The sequence below is a fragment of the Burkholderia sp. L-4 genome (assembly GCF_056856535.1).
This window is the reverse complement of record NZ_JBXEOX010000002.1, coordinates 2,676,180-2,690,503: the sequence shown is the minus strand read 5'-3', so window position 1 is coordinate 2,690,503 and position 14,324 is coordinate 2,676,180. Positions and strand designations below refer to the sequence as shown.

The following is a 14,324-nucleotide window of genomic DNA, read 5'->3' as shown; positions in this document are numbered from 1 at the left end:
AAGACCAGGAGATCCCCCGCATGAGCACTTTCGACAACGTCGTGGCCGGTCGCGCCACGATGGAAGCTGCCGCCTCCACGCCCGGCGCGATCATCGCGCGGCTCGAGCGGCTTCCGGCCAACGCGATGCAGATCCGCGCGCGCGTGCTGATCGGCACCGCGACATTCTTCGACGGCTTCGACGTGATCACGATCGCGGCGACGCTGCCGTTGCTGATTCACAAATGGGGGCTGTCGCCGACGCAGATCGGCATGCTGATCGCGTCCGGCGCGATCGGCCAGCTGATCGGCGCGTTCCTGTTTCCCGCGCTCGCGGAAAAACACGGTCGCGTGAAGGCGATCGCGTGGAGCTCGGCCGTGATCGGCATCACGAGCATCGCGTGCGGCTTCGCGCCGACCTTCGAGGTGTTCGTGCTGCTGCGGATCCTGCAGGGGCTCGGGCTCGGCGGCGAGCTGCCGGTTGCCGCGACGTACATCAACGAGATCACGCGCGCCCATGGCCGCGGCCGTTTCGTGCTGCTGTACGAGATCGTGTTCCCGATCGGGCTGCTCGTGTCGATGGCGCTCGGTGCATGGCTCGTGCCGCGCTTCGGCTGGGAAATCATGTACTTCGTCGGCGGGTTGCCGCTGATCCTGGCGCTCGTGCTGACGCGCCTCGTGCCGGAATCGCCGCGCTGGCTCGCGTCGCGCGGGCGGCTCGCGGAAGCCGGGCGCGCGACGAGCGCGTTCGAAGCGTCGGTGCGCGGCGATCTGCCGCCCGTCACGCAGACGGCCGCGTTCGACGAGATGGTGCGCCAGCATCCGAAACGCAGGATGAGCGACCTGTTCCGCGCCGCGTATCGCAAGCGCACGCTCGCGGTGGCGACGTTGTGGGCGACCTGCGGGTTCATCCAGTACGGGCTGTCGACGTGGCTGCCGACGATCTACAAGAACTTCTATCACGCACCGCTGCAGCTCGCGCTGAATCTCGCGGTGATCGGCTCGGTGATGGGCGTGCTCGGCTCGCTGGCCTCCGCGCTGCTGGTCGACAAGCTCGGCCGCAAGCCGGTGATCGTGTGGTCGTTCGTGCTGTGCGCGCTGTCGCTGGCGCTCGCGGGTGTCTATCACGCGTCGTCGGTGTACGTCGTCGCGATCTTCTGCTCGCTGTCGCTCGGGTTGATGGCGTCGGGGTTCATCACCGCGTACGTCTACACGCCGGAGCAATATCCGACGAGCATCCGCGCGTCGGGCTGCGGGCTCGGCAGCGCATGGCTGAAGATCGCGTCGTTCGTCGCGCCGATGGTCGTGCCGCACGCGATCATCGGCGGGAACCTCGCGCCCGCGTTCTACCTGATCGGCATCGTGCCGCTGATCGCGGCGGTGACCGTGCATTTCGTCGGGATCGAGACGAAGGGGAAGGTGCTGGAAGCGCTGGAGGCGTGAGCGCATGCCGCGATGGCGGATGAAGTGAACGGAAGGGCCGGGTGAGGTTTCCCGGGCCTTCTTGTTTCGGGGCGACCCGGTCGTGTCGCGTGGTTGGCCGCTCGGGTGCGCAATTGTTGACGGACGGCTGGCGTGTTCTAATTCACGGTCGCCATTTCGTCAGACCATTGCCATGCCCCTGTTCGAACCCGTCACGCTGGATACCTCCCGCCTCGTCCTGAGGCCGCCTCGCGAAGCCGACGCGCAGGCGTTCTTCGAGATCTGGTCGGATGCCGAAGCGATGCGCTATTTCTCGTTCTCGCCGATGACGCGGATCGAGCAGGCCGCGGAGCGCGTCGCGCGCAACTTGACGACGTCCGCGAGCGGGCAGGACCTGATCTGCGTGCTCGAACTGCGCGAAACCGGCGAGGCGCTCGGCGAATGCGTGCTGTTCCATGCGCACGAGCAATGCCGGCGTGCCGAGATCGGTTTCAGCCTGCGGCCCAGGTTCTGGCGCGGCGGATACATGCGCGAAGCGGCGACGGCCGTGATCGAGCATGCGTTCGGCGTGCTGAAGCTGAACCGGATCGAGGCCGATATCGATCCGCGCAACGTCGCGTCGGCGCGGCTGCTCGAAAGCCTCGGCTTCGCGCGGGAAGGGCTGCTGCGCGAACGCTGGATCGTCGGCGACGAAGTGTCGGACAGCGCGTTGTACGGGTTGCTGGCGAGCGATCGGCGCGGGTGAGCCGGTGTGACTTGCCCGATTCGCGAGACGAACGTACGCTTTGTCGATACCACGGTCCACCAGCGGGTTCTCGTCCATGCAAGCCCATCCCCTGCGTCTGTCCCCCGGCGACGATCTGCGCGGCGCCATCGAGACGGCATTACGCCAGCGCGAATCGCACGCCGCCTTCGTCATCCAGGGCATCGGCAGCCTGAGCGTCGCGCAACTGCGCTTCGCCGGTGTCGACGCGCCGACCGAACTGCGCGGCGACCTCGAAATCCTGACGCTAGCCGGCTCGGTGTCGCCTGAGGGCGCGCACCTGCACATGTCCGTTTCCGACGCGCATGGTCGCGTGTCCGGCGGCCATGTGTCGAGCGGCTGCGTGGTGCGCACGACGGCCGAGATCCTGCTCGTGCTGCTGCCCGCGCACCGGTTCTCGCGCGAGCTCGACGCGGGCACCGGCTTCAACGAACTGGTCATCCGGCGAGGGCAGGGTGGCGGCGCCGCATGAGTGTCGCGCCGCGGCGCTGGCATGGCCGATCATTCGAGCCCTTCTCGTTACCGCTCATTCCGCAAGATACGATTCATGAACGACTCCGACATCGAACAGAAGGCGTGGGACCTCGTCCGGGCCTGGCTCGAAGGCGCGACGCCCGAGCAGTGGCACCGGTTCGCCGCACGCTCCAATTACGACGGCAACGGCCGCGCGTTGCGCTGGCTGCTGGACAACCGCAACGTCGATCGCGCGACCGCGTTGCTGATCTACTGGAATCTCGGCGCTGCGTGGTTCGTGCAGTACGCGAACGAAAGCGATCTGGGCCATGCGTCATATCAACGCGATACGTTCCGGCTGCTTCGTGAAATCGAGCAACGGTACGCCGACGGCTATTACGCCGATCACGGAATCTGGTTCGATCCGTACGACTTCGATGGCGCGGGGCCGAACGATTATCCGGACGTCCCGGTCGCGCGGCCCGTGCCGCCGCTGATGCTGCAGCCGACCGACGGCCGCGAGTACGTCGATCTCGAAGAAGCGGACGGGTATGACGAGGGCTTGCCGTTCGACGTGGTCGAGCAACTGCACGCGCTGTACGACTGACCGGGCGGGCGCGTCCGGCCGATGACGCATAAAAAAGGCGCCGCAGCCATTCGGCCCGCGGCGCCTATCGGTGCGCTGCGACGTCGACCACCCGCCGCAGCCCGACTGCGTGCTTAGATCTGCACGGTGTCGGCCACTTCCTTGAAGTCTTCGATCTGGTCGAAGTTCATGTACTTGTAGATCTTGTCGCCGTTCGCGCTGAGCACGCCCATGTCGGCCATGTACTCTTCCTTGGTCGGGATCTTGCCCAGACGCGAGCAGATCGCCGCCAGTTCCGCCGAGCCGAGATACACGTTCGTGTTCTTGCCGAGACGGTTCGGGAAGTTGCGGGTCGACGTCGACATGACCGTCGCGCCTTCGCGCACCTGAGCCTGGTTACCCATGCACAGCGAGCAGCCCGGCATTTCGGTGCGTGCGCCGGCCGTGCCGAACACGCCATAGTGGCCTTCTTCCGTCAGCTGCTTCTGGTCCATCTTGGTCGGCGGCGCGACCCACAGCTTGACCGGGATGTCGCGCTTGCCTTCCAGCAGCTTCGACGCGGCACGGAAGTGACCGATGTTGGTCATGCACGAGCCGATGAACACTTCGTCGATCTTTGCACCGGCGACGTCGGACAGCGTCTTCACGTCGTCCGGGTCGTTCGGGCAGGCGACGATCGGCTCGTGGATGTCGGCGAGGTCGATCTCGATGACGGCCGCGTACTCGGCGTCGGCATCCGGCGCGAGCAGTTGCGGGTCGGCCAGCCACTGTTCCATCGCCGCGATACGGCGCTGCAGGCTGCGCGGATCCTGGTAGCCCTGCGCGATCATCCACTTGAGCAGCGTGATGTTGCTGTTCAGGTACTCGATGATCGGTTCCTTGTTCAGGTGCACCGTGCAACCGGCGGCCGAACGCTCGGCGGACGCATCCGACAGCTCGAACGCTTGCTCGACCTTCAGGTCGGGCAGGCCTTCGATTTCGAGGATGCGGCCCGAGAAGATGTTCTTCTTGCCTTGCTTGGCGACCGTCAGCATGCCTTGCTTGATCGCATACAGCGGGATCGCGTTGACGAGGTCACGCAGCGTGACGCCCGGCTGCATCTTGCCCTTGAAGCGGACCAGCACCGATTCCGGCATGTCCAGCGGCATCGTGCCGGTGGCGGCCGCGAACGCGACGAGGCCCGAGCCCGCCGGGAAGCTGATGCCGATCGGGAAGCGCGTGTGCGAATCGCCGCCGGTGCCGACGGTGTCGGGCAGCAGCATGCGGTTCAGCCACGAGTGGATCACGCCGTCGCCCGGGCGCAGCGCGATACCGCCGCGCGTGCTGATGAAGTTCGGCAGCGTCTGGTGCGTCTTCACGTCGACCGGCTTCGGATACGCGGCGGTGTGGCAGAACGACTGCATCACGAGGTCGGCCGAGAAGCCGAGGCAGGCGAGATCCTTCAGTTCGTCGCGGGTCATCGGGCCCGTGGTGTCCTGCGAGCCGACCGAGGTCATCTTCGGTTCGCAGTACGTGCCCGGGCGCACGCCCTGGCCTTCCGGCAGACCGCATGCGCGGCCGACCATCTTCTGCGCGAGCGAGAAGCCCTTGCCGCTGTCGGCCGGCTGGTGCGGCAGGCGGAACAGCGTCGACGGCGCGAGGCCGAGCGCTTCACGCGCCTTCGCGGTCAGGCCGCGGCCGATGATCAGCGGAATGCGGCCGCCGGCGCGCACTTCGTCGAACAGCACGTCGGACTTGACCTGGAATTCGGCGATCACTTTGCCATCTTTCAGCGCCTTGCCTTCGTACGGGCGCAGTTCGACCACGTCGCCCATTTCCATCTGCGACACGTCGAGCTCGATCGGCAGCGCGCCGGCATCTTCCATCGTGTTGTAGAAGATCGGGGCGATCTTGCCGCCGAGGCACACGCCGCCGAAGCGCTTGTTCGGGACGAACGGGATGTCTTCGCCGGTGAACCACAGCACCGAGTTGGTGGCCGACTTGCGCGAGGAGCCGGTGCCGACCACGTCGCCCACGTACGCGACCAGGTGACCCTTTTCCTTCAGCGATTCGATGAACTTGACCGGGCCGCGCTTGCCGTCTTCTTCCGGCGTGATGCCCGGGCGCGCATTCTTCAGCATCGCCAGCGCGTGCATCGGGATGTCCGGGCGGGTGGTGGCGTCCGGCGCCGGCGACAGGTCGTCGGTGTTGGTCTCGCCCGTCACCTTGAAGACGGTGATGGTCAGGCTTTGCGGCACTTCCGGACGGCTCGTGAACCATTCGGCGTCGGCCCAGCTCTGCAGCACGGCCTTCGCGTGCGCGTTGCCCTTGTCGGCGAGTTCCTTCACGTCATGGAACTGGTCGAACATCAGCAGGGTTTTCTTCAGCGCGTCGGCCGCGACGGCCGCGACCGCGTCGTCGGACAGCAGCTCGATCAGCGGCTGGATGTTGTAGCCGCCCAGCATCGTGCCGAGCAGTTCGGTGGCGCGTGCGCGCGAGATCAGCGGGCAGGCGGTTTCGCCCTTGGCCACGGCGGCCAGGAAGCCGGCCTTCACGCGGGCGGCTTCGTCGACGCCGGCAGGCACGCGATGGGTGATCAGGTCGACCAGCGTCTGCTCTTCGCCGGCCGGCGGGTTCGTCAGCAATTCGACCAGTTCGGCGGTCTGCTGAGCCGTCAGCGGCAGGGGAGGAATACCGAGCGCGGCGCGGGCGGCCACGTGAGCACGAAAGTTTTCAAGCATGGGGAGACCTGCTGATATTGCGTCTGAGGGGAAGGCCTTGCCGGCACTCCGGGGCGATTCCAGGCACTGCTTTGAGCGGGATTCTAATCTCAATGGTCTGGAACGTCAAATGTCTTATGTCTTATATAAGAGTTGATGTGCAAAAGGCCGGGCATCGGGGCTGCATGGCCGAGCTGGCCTTGTCTGGCGTGGCCCGGTGGGCGGCCGGCGAGCCCGGATCAGGTTGCCGGTGCCGCACATTTCTGCACAAGTACGCGGGAAACGGCACACACGCGGCGCGTTCGCGCGGCTACGCTTCCTGTCGCGCAGCTTGCGATCGGGTTGTGACAGCGCGAGGCGGAAATTGGCGCGTGCCCGCCGATTCGTCCCCGGCGGCGGCTATTCTCTTACTCCGGTGTTCAGGACCATGCGATCCAGAGACTCGATTTTCCTGGCGATGTCGCTCGTCGCGTCGTCGGCCGTTCATGCGGCGGCGACCGGCGACGAAACGCGTCGCGAGGCGAGCCGGCTCGTCGCGCTCGTCTATCGCGGCCCCGCCGCGTGCGATGGCTGCCCCGAGGCGATCGCCAGCCGCCTGCGGGAATCGGACGACAAGTTCAAGGTGATCTACGTCGGCCCGGCGGAAAAACTCAAGATCACCCCCGCCGCGCTGGCCGGTGCGGCGTTGTATGTGCAGCCCGGCGGGGGGCAGGACATTTCCGGCGCGGCGGCCAGCATCGGGAAAAATGCAATCAGGGCCGTGCGGCGTTACGTGTCGAACGGCGGGCGTTATCTGGGGCTCTGCATGGGCGCGTACCTGGCGGGCGAACACGGTTTCCGGATGGTCGACGGCGAGATCGATTCCGAGGTCGGCCGGCCGGGCTCGGCGCTTCACGGCATCGCCGACACGGTCACGCCGGTCGTCTGGCGCGGCAAAAGGCGCTGGATCTACTATCAGGACGGCGCGATGCTCCCGGCCGTGCCGGCCGGCTCGGGCGGTGTCGTGCTGGCGACGTATCCGAACCGCGATATCGCCGCCGCGACGTACCGCTACGGCAGAGGGCGCGTCGGGCTCGCCGGCCCGCATCCCGAGGCCGATGAAAGCTGGTATCGCCGGTACGGCCTCAGGAACCCGGACGGCGTGTTGCCGGACATGGCCGATGACCTGATTCGCGCGACGATGGCGCCGTAGCGGCGCGGTTGCGGGGCGTGACTTATTTCCGCTTCGCCCGGTACGCGTCGAGATTTTTCCGCGCCTGCGCGCGGATGGCGCGTTGCATGAACGGCGTCCAGCCGAGCAGCGCGCCTTTCAGCCCGAGCGCCTGACGCGCCCAGCGCCACAGGTCGAAACTGTCGCGATGCTCGACGATGCGTCCGTCGCGAAACCGGAACCGCGCGTCGATCCGGTTGCCCACCATCCGGCCGGTCGCGGCGAACCGGTAGTGCGCGATCCACGCGGCACGCCCGGCCTGTTCGTCCGCCGCCACGTCGCCGAACGTCAGCGAGAATTCCTGCGCCCGCGCGACCAGCATGCGCCACATGTCGCGGGCGAGGTCGCCGCGCAGTTCGCCGAACGCGGGATCGCTGAAGATGACGTCGTCGGCATAGCAGGCGAGCATCGCGTCGATGTCGCGCTGCTGGAAGGCCGTGTAGAAGCGCTGGATCAGTTCGGTGTTCGGATGACTCATCGTGGGGCGTGGCGGAGGGGCGGACCATGACGTCCGTCGAAGCGTCGATAAGGAAAATGGCGCCGAGCGGCGTGAGCGGGCGGTTTCGCCCGCGGCCGGCATGTTACAGGATGCGCGTCAACGATTCGCCATCGTGACGTCCCGCTCGTCTCGCCCGGTCACCAGGCAACCGGACATGTAGGCCTCGCTCTGGCTGCCGGCGGCGGCCTCGCCGAAGCCGCGGCCGAGCGCGTCGGCCTTCACCTGCGCGGCGCCTTGCTCGCACGCGAGCGGGCTGGCGTCGCGGCCCTGTGCATGCAGGATCGCGCGATCGCCGATCAGATAGGCCAGCAGCGCGAATACGGCGATATGTACGGTTCGTCTCATGATTCGTCTCCTCGTCGCTGCAGCGTAACGCGGATACGTCTGACGAAGCACTTGGGGCTTCCCCCGGTAAACATCTGCTGAAAACGGCGGCGGGGGCGGTGTGATCCCGCCCTGTCTAACGTCGCCGCGCCGGCGCGCGGGTGATTCGCGCGAGTTTGACGAATGTCAGGGTGCGGACGGGCGGCGGCGGTTGCGTGGCCGCTCGAGGCGATAGCATGAACACATGATTTGACGGAATGCGATGGCGGATCAATGCCCCGGTTCCGGCAAGCAGGTGCATGTCGAATATCGCTGTCGAAATAGTGAGGAATCCAAATGCTTAACGTCTCTTCCGTCCTGCTCAGTCTCGCCCCGATGTGGGCCATCCTGCTGCTGGCGTCGTCCGCCGCCGCCTATTTCGTGTTCTGGCGCAAGGTCATCGACTGAACGCCGCTCGATGACAGGACGTGCGCGACGCACCGTGCGCGCACGTCCTCGCCGCGCGTTCGACGGCCGACGGCGCAAGCCCGCGGTCCGTCACGCGACCGGCGGCAAGGGCATCCCCGCGCCCGATGCCGGTCATTGCACGGCCGTCACCGGCACATTCGAAATCCGCACCAGCCGGCCCATCACGCTGCGGCGAAACACCGACATCAGCGCATGCAGCGGATCGTGCCGCGGCGCGACCACCACGATCTCGTCGCATCCGGTCTCGGCTGCCGCGGTTGCGATCGTGTCGGCCACCGGGCCGACCTTCATCACGACGGTGTATTTGACGCCGGCTTCCCGCAGGATCCGCTCCGCCGTCGCCAGATCGTCGGACGCGAACTTCTCCTCGATCGAGCGCAGCCGCGACAGCGGGTAATAGGCCTCGAGCCGCGTCGATTCGAGCGGCGCCTGCACGTTGATCAGCACAATCTCCGACGCGCACCGTTCGCGATACAGGAATGTCGCATGGCGAACCGCCTGCAGCGAGCGGGGCGAGTGACCGACCGGAACCAGCAGCTTGAGCATGAACGATGTCCAGGAAACGAGATGCTTCCAGCGTAGCGTGCGGCCGCGGCGGGCGATCTAAAGAGATCGGGCGGCCGCGTAAAAATGTCGTTAACGCGCGTCGTCGTGTGACGCGCCTAATTAGAAATATAAGAAATTTAAGTTTATGCGCATAAACGATTTCACTGGCCGGGACCGTGTGCATGGCCCGACGCACCACGCGCCGATTTAGTCGGATCCGCAATGAATCGCGACGGAAAATATCGGAGGTCGCCGATCCGGCGTCGCGTAGAGTAGAGCATCGGCCGCGGCGGCGGCCCCTTCCGGCCGGCCGGGAGCGACCGCCGCCTCGCGGCCCGCCATTCCATTGCGATTCCAGGAGACCCCGCATGCCGCACGGCGCCCCGCAGCTTCTCGCTCCCGCTTCCATTTCCGTCGATCCGATCGTGCGCCTGTCGGCCGGCGAGCTCGCCGCGGCGATCCGCAGCAAGGCGGTCTCGTGCGTCGAGACGATGCGTGCGTATCTCGATCACGTCGAGCGAGTGAACGGTGCGGTCAACGCGATCGTCGCGCTGCGCGAGCGCGATGCGTTGCTGACCGAAGCCGCGGAAAAGGATGCCGCACTGGCGCGCGGCGAGTACCACGGCTGGATGCACGGGATGCCGCAGGCGCCGAAGGATCTGGCGATGACGAAGGGGCTGCGGACGACCTACGGTTCGCCGATCTTCCGCGAGAACGTGCCGCAGGCCGATTCCGTCGGCGTCGCGCGGATGCGCGCGGCCGGCGCGATCTTCATCGGCAAGACCAACACGCCGGAGTTCGGGCTCGGCTCGCACACGTTCAACGAGGTCTATGGCGCCACGCGCAACCCGTACGACCTGACGAAGAGCGCGGGCGGCAGCAGCGGCGGCACGGCGGCGGCGCTCGCGGCGCGGATGCTGCCGGTCGCGGACGGCAGCGATTTCGGCGGTTCGCTGCGCAACCCGGCCGCGTTCTGCAACATCTACGGCTTGCGTCCGTCGCAGGGTCGCGTGCCGCGCTGGCCGGGCGTCGACGTATTCATCCAGCAGCTCGGCATCGAAGGGCCGATGGGCCGCACCGTCGGCGACGTCGCGCAGTTGCTTGCGATCCAGGCCGGCTACGACGCGAACGATCCGCTGTCGCTCGCGGAAGATCCGGCCGTGTTCGCGCGACCGCTCGACGCCGACCTGCGGGGCAAGCGCATCGCGTGGGTCGGCGACTGGAACGGTTATCTCGCGACCGAGGCCGGCGTGCTTGCGCAGTGCGAGCAGGGGCTCGCGGTGCTGCGCGAGATCGGCTGCGACGTCGACGCCGCGTTGCCGGCGTTCGCCCCCGACCGCATCTGGCGCTTGTGGCTCGCGCACCGGCACCTGCTGTCCGGCGGCGGGCTGCTCGCGCACTATCGCGACCCGGCACGCCGCGCGCTGCTGAAGCCGGAGGCGATCTACGAAGTCGAGGGGCTGCTCGCGATGCAGGGCGCGGCGGTGTTCGACGCGAGCGTCGAGCGCACCGCGTGGCATCAGGCCGTGCTGAGCTTCTTCGAGCGCTACGATTTCATCGCGGCGCCGACCGCGCAGGTCTTCCCGTTCGACGTCGACCAGCGCTGGCCGAAGGAGATCGCCGGCCGTGCGATGGACACCTATCACCGCTGGATGGAGACGGTCGTGCCGTGGACGCTGGCCGGCTGCCCGGTGATCAACGTGCCGGTCGGCTTCAACGACGCGGGGCTGCCGATGGGCATGCAACTGATCGGGCGCCCGCGTGCCGATCTCGCGGTGCTGCAACTCGCGCGCGGCTACGAGCAGGCGGCCGACTGGGTGGGCCGGCGGCTGCCGGCGTGGATGGCCGCGTAATGGCGCGGCCGGCCGACGGCCGGTATCGGGGTGATGAAACGGGCGGCGGCGAGCCGCCCGTTTTGTTTCGACCGCCGAACGCGACGCCCGGCGGCGATGCGTGTTGCCCTGCTGCATGCAAGGCTTGACTCCGCCCTCATTGACGCAACGGAAGAACGAATGCCGGTGCGCGCGTGAGATCGAACGGCAAACGTGGACGAATCCGCGCAACGACGTCCACCGGTCGCGGAATGGCAAGCGGCTACGCACCGCGATTTCGTTTCGATGTGTTTCAGTCGTTGCGGTACGGCGCGACGCGCTTCGACAATATCGCCTCGACCATTCGGGCACGAGGGAAACACATGAAGCACATTCGCGCGACCGGCCGGTACCTGGCCTCGGCAGGCATCGCGTTCGGCATCCTGGCGAGCGGTGCCGCGCACGCGCAACTCGACCTGCAATCGCTCGGCGCATCGCTGCTCGGCGGCGGGCAGCAGCAGGCGGCCCCCGCGCAGGGCGGCGGTGTCGCGCAGTTGCTGCAAGCCTATGTCGGCGCGAACCAGCAGGTGCTGACCGGCCAGTCGTCGCTCGCGTCGGCGATGGGGCTGACCGGTGCGGCCGGGCAGGCGCAGCAGGCTGCGAGCCAGCTGTCCGGCGGCAATGCGCTGACGCCGGCCGCGCTGTCGCAGATGGGCGGCGCGCAGCAATCGGTGTCGCAGGCGCTCGGCCAGGCGTTCGCGAGCGGCGGCGCGACGCACGGTCCGATCGACAAGCAGGCGTTCAGCAACGGCCTCGCGTCGCTCGGGCAGGGGCTCACGCAGTATTCGCAACTGCAGTCGGGGCTCGGCAATCTCGGTTCGACGAGCGCGGCGTCGCTGCTGCAGTCGGGCCTGAACCCGCAGAACATGCAGGCCGCGTCGTATATCGCGCAAAGCGCGCCGGGCCAGTTGCAGTCGCTCGCGGCGACGCTCAGCCAGGCCGTGCAGTTCGCGACGAGCCAGGGCATTTCGGTGCCGTCGGTCGCATCGTCCGCGCTGAAGCTGCTGCCGTAACGTCGTGCGGTTGCGGGTTCGGGTTCGGGTTCGGGTGCGGGCGTGGACGCATCGGCATCGGGTGCGGCGATGAACGATCGCCCCGCCCAACATGGGGATGTCGCACGATGCTATCGTGGCGTGTCCCTGTTATCGGTGCCGGTTCATGACTGATTCGTTCGACCTCTCGCGCTATTTTTCCCGCATCGGCTACGACGGCCCGGCCGAGCCGACGCTCGACGTGCTGCGCCGGCTGCATCTGCTGCATCCGCAGGCGATCCCGTTCGAAAACCTCAACCCGCTGACCGGCGCGCGGGTCGCGCTCGACCTGCCGTCGATCGTCGACAAGGTGATCGAACGCCGCCGCGGCGGCTACTGCTTCGAACTCAACAAGCTGTTCTACACCGCACTCGCGACGATCGGTTTTCGCGTGACGCCGCTGATCGCGCGCGTGCGCTGGATGCGGCCGCCGGACGTGCCTGCCGCGCACACGCACATGCTGCTGCGCATCGACCTCGACGGCGCGGCGTGGCTCGCGGACATCGGTTTCGGCAGCGCGACGCTGACGGCGCCGCTGCGTTTCGTGCCCGACGAGCGGCAACCGACGCCGCACGGCGCGTTTCGTATCGTCGCCGCGCCGGTCGACGGTGAATTCGACGTGCAGCTCGAGACGCCGGACGGCTGGCAGACCACGTACCGCTTCCTGCCGAAGCCGGTCGAATGGATCGATTACGACGCCGCCAACTGGTTCACGTCGACCTATCCCGACTCCATCTTCCTGCATGACCTGATCGCGTGCCGCGTGCTGCCGGAAGGCCGCGCCGCGCTGCGCAACACCACGCTGACGCTGCGCGACGCAGCGGGCGCGGGGCGCGCCGTCACGTTCGACAACGCGGCGGAGTGGAGCGCGTGCCTGCGCGACACCATCGGCGTCAATACCGACGGATTCGATCTCGACGCGCTGTTTGCGCGGCTCGCGGCGCGTGCCGCCGCGCAATAACGCGAACGCACGATCGTCGCAGGGCGGCCCGTGCGCGGACCGCTTCCGGCTTTCATCGTCGATCCCGCCGCTTGCGCGATTGACATTTGCTAGATTGCTAGCATACTAGTATCCATGACCGACGAAGAAGTGAAGCAGTTCAACGTGTACCTGCCGCTCGGCCTGATCCGGCAGGTGAAGCATCGCGCCATCGAAACGGAGCAATCGCTGTCCGCGCTGGTGGCCGACGCATTGCGTGCGTATCTCGCCGCGCCGCCGCCCGGCGCGGAACCGTCCATCAAGGAGCCGTGACATGTCATCCGAGCGAATCGAAGCCGTGTACCTGACGACGCACAACTGGGGCAAGTCGGCGAAGTTCTTCCAGGCGCTGGGCTTCAGGCTGGAATTCGAAACCGATCACCAGTCGGGCCAGCTGCGCAGCGGCGACGGTCCGTTCCTGTTCATCGCCGAAGTGCCGCCGAGCGAGACGCCGGACATGCAGGTCGTGCTCAAGGTGCCCGACGAGCAGTCGGTGCGGCCGCAACCGATCGTCGACGTCGTCACGCCGTTCGAGGACACGCATTGGGGCACGCGCGACATGACCGTGCGCGACCCCGACGGCCGCGTGTGGCGCCTGCAGGCGCCGGGCAAGCAGGGTGCGTGAGGCCGGCATGACCGCTATCCGCGAAGACGCCCCCGACAGCACGGCCGCCCGCGTCGCGCTGTGGCGCGCGCTGCACGTGCGGCTCGACGCGCCACCGCACGTGCTGGCCGACGAGGTCGGGCTCCGGTTGCTCGCGCCGCCGCCGGGCTGGCAGCAGCGCGGCGACATGGATCCGCAGTTCACGCGGCCGTTTCGCGCGTCGATCGTCGCGCGGGCGCGCTTCATCGAGGATCTCGTGACGGAGCAGGCCGCGCGCGGCGTGAACCAGTACGTGATCCTGGGCGCGGGCCTCGACAGCTTCGCGCAGCGCCGGCCGGACATGGCGTCGCGCGTGACCGTGTTCGAAGTCGATCCGCCGGCGCCGCAGGCCTGGAAGCAGCGCCGTCTGGCCGAGCTCGGTTTCGGCGTGCCCGACTGGCTGCGTTTCGTGCCGGTCGATTTCGAGGCGAAAGCGTCGTGGCGCGACGCGCTCGTCGGCGCGGGGTTCGATGCCGGCAAGCCGGCCGTCGTGGTGTCGACCGGCGTCAGCATGTACCTGACGCGCGAGGCGAACGCGGCCGCGCTGCGCGAGGTCGCGTCGCTCGCGCCGGGCTCGACGCTCGCGATGACGTTCCTGTTGCCGCTGGAGAACGCGGATCCGGATGTGCGTCCGGCGCTCGACATGGCCGCGAAGGGCGCGCGCGCGAGCGGCACGCCGTTCATCAGCTTCTTCATGCCGGCGCAGATCCGGGCGCTCGCGCTGGAGGCCGGTTTTGCGAAGGCCGTGCATGTATCGGCCGCGGAGCTGACGCGCCGCTATTTCGCCGATCGCGCGGACGGCCTGCGGCCGCCGAACAACGCGGAAGAGCTGCTGGTCGCGACGGTCTGAAC

The 14,324-nt window shown here is 67.6% G+C and carries 15 protein-coding genes; 11 read left to right on the top strand and 4 right to left on the bottom strand.

Translation table 11 applies throughout. The features are described 5' to 3' along the window. Nucleotides 1-20 precede the first annotated feature (20 nt). From AC1VVG_RS28940 to AC1VVG_RS28925, 4 genes are all read left to right on the top strand, one after another. Complete coding sequence (locus tag AC1VVG_RS28940; RefSeq protein WP_034189888.1) at nt 21-1,421, top strand: MFS transporter; 1,401 nt, start codon at nt 21-23, stop codon at nt 1,419-1,421. Between the two features lie 172 nt (nt 1,422-1,593). Further along, nucleotides 1,594-2,145: a GNAT family N-acetyltransferase gene (locus tag AC1VVG_RS28935; RefSeq protein WP_049032715.1), complete on the top strand. Its 552-nt coding sequence runs from the start codon at nt 1,594-1,596 to the stop codon at nt 2,143-2,145. Nucleotides 2,146-2,221: 76 nt separating this feature from the next. Then, nucleotides 2,222-2,635, top strand: a complete 414-nt coding sequence (locus tag AC1VVG_RS28930; protein ID WP_482837008.1) for a PPC domain-containing DNA-binding protein — start codon at nt 2,222-2,224, stop codon at nt 2,633-2,635. 75 nt (nt 2,636-2,710) lie between these two features. After that, a complete protein-coding gene (locus tag AC1VVG_RS28925; RefSeq protein ID WP_482837007.1) occupies nt 2,711-3,223 on the top strand; it encodes a DUF4274 domain-containing protein in 513 nt (170 codons plus the stop codon). Nucleotides 3,224-3,336: 113 nt separating this feature from the next. Here the strand turns inward: AC1VVG_RS28925 and acnB are convergent, their stop codons facing one another. After that, on the bottom strand, nt 3,337-5,922 hold the full coding sequence (acnB, locus tag AC1VVG_RS28920; RefSeq protein WP_034189884.1) for a bifunctional aconitate hydratase 2/2-methylisocitrate dehydratase: 2,586 nt from the start codon (nt 5,920-5,922) through the stop codon (nt 3,337-3,339). A 229-nt stretch (nt 5,923-6,151) separates the two neighbouring features. Here acnB and AC1VVG_RS28915 point away from each other — a divergent pair, with 229 nt between their 5' ends. Then, entirely contained in the window at nt 6,152-7,093 is a 942-nt protein-coding gene (locus AC1VVG_RS28915; RefSeq protein WP_482837238.1) for a BPL-N domain-containing protein, read from the top strand. Between the two features lie 22 nt (nt 7,094-7,115). On the opposite strand, the gene AC1VVG_RS28910 is transcribed toward AC1VVG_RS28915, so the two are convergent. The 3 genes from AC1VVG_RS28910 to AC1VVG_RS28900 all read right to left on the bottom strand — a co-directional run bounded on the left by AC1VVG_RS28910 (nt 7,116) and on the right by AC1VVG_RS28900 (nt 8,948). Beyond that, nucleotides 7,116-7,589, bottom strand: a complete 474-nt coding sequence (locus tag AC1VVG_RS28910) for a nuclear transport factor 2 family protein (protein ID WP_034189882.1) — start codon at nt 7,587-7,589, stop codon at nt 7,116-7,118. 117 nt (nt 7,590-7,706) lie between these two features. Beyond that, a complete protein-coding gene (locus tag AC1VVG_RS28905) occupies nt 7,707-7,955 on the bottom strand; it encodes a hypothetical protein (RefSeq protein ID WP_034189881.1) in 249 nt (82 codons plus the stop codon). Nucleotides 7,956-8,513: 558 nt separating this feature from the next. Next, nucleotides 8,514-8,948, bottom strand: coding sequence for a universal stress protein (locus AC1VVG_RS28900; protein WP_034189880.1), 435 nt, complete (start codon nt 8,946-8,948; stop codon nt 8,514-8,516). Nucleotides 8,949-9,316: 368 nt separating this feature from the next. Between AC1VVG_RS28900 and AC1VVG_RS28895 the strand changes: the two genes are divergently transcribed. The 6 genes from AC1VVG_RS28895 to AC1VVG_RS28870 all read left to right on the top strand — a co-directional run bounded on the left by AC1VVG_RS28895 (nt 9,317) and on the right by AC1VVG_RS28870 (nt 14,322). After that, a complete protein-coding gene (locus AC1VVG_RS28895; RefSeq protein WP_034189879.1) occupies nt 9,317-10,801 on the top strand; it encodes an amidase in 1,485 nt (494 codons plus the stop codon). A 341-nt stretch (nt 10,802-11,142) separates the two neighbouring features. Continuing rightward, nucleotides 11,143-11,832: a hypothetical protein gene (locus AC1VVG_RS28890; protein WP_049030883.1), complete on the top strand. Its 690-nt coding sequence runs from the start codon at nt 11,143-11,145 to the stop codon at nt 11,830-11,832. A 145-nt stretch (nt 11,833-11,977) separates the two neighbouring features. Beyond that, nucleotides 11,978-12,811 (top strand): arylamine N-acetyltransferase family protein, encoded by an 834-nt coding sequence (locus tag AC1VVG_RS28885; RefSeq protein ID WP_049030881.1) that lies wholly within the window; start codon nt 11,978-11,980, stop codon nt 12,809-12,811. A gap of 114 nt (nt 12,812-12,925) precedes the next feature. After that, nucleotides 12,926-13,102, top strand: a complete 177-nt coding sequence (locus AC1VVG_RS28880) for a ribbon-helix-helix protein, CopG family (protein ID WP_034189876.1) — start codon at nt 12,926-12,928, stop codon at nt 13,100-13,102. A 1-nt stretch (nt 13,103) separates the two neighbouring features. Beyond that, nucleotides 13,104-13,454 (top strand): VOC family protein, encoded by a 351-nt coding sequence (locus tag AC1VVG_RS28875; protein WP_034189875.1) that lies wholly within the window; start codon nt 13,104-13,106, stop codon nt 13,452-13,454. Nucleotides 13,455-13,461: 7 nt separating this feature from the next. Then, entirely contained in the window at nt 13,462-14,322 is an 861-nt protein-coding gene (locus AC1VVG_RS28870; RefSeq protein ID WP_034189874.1) for a class I SAM-dependent methyltransferase, read from the top strand. Nucleotides 14,323-14,324: the final 2 nt, after the last annotated feature.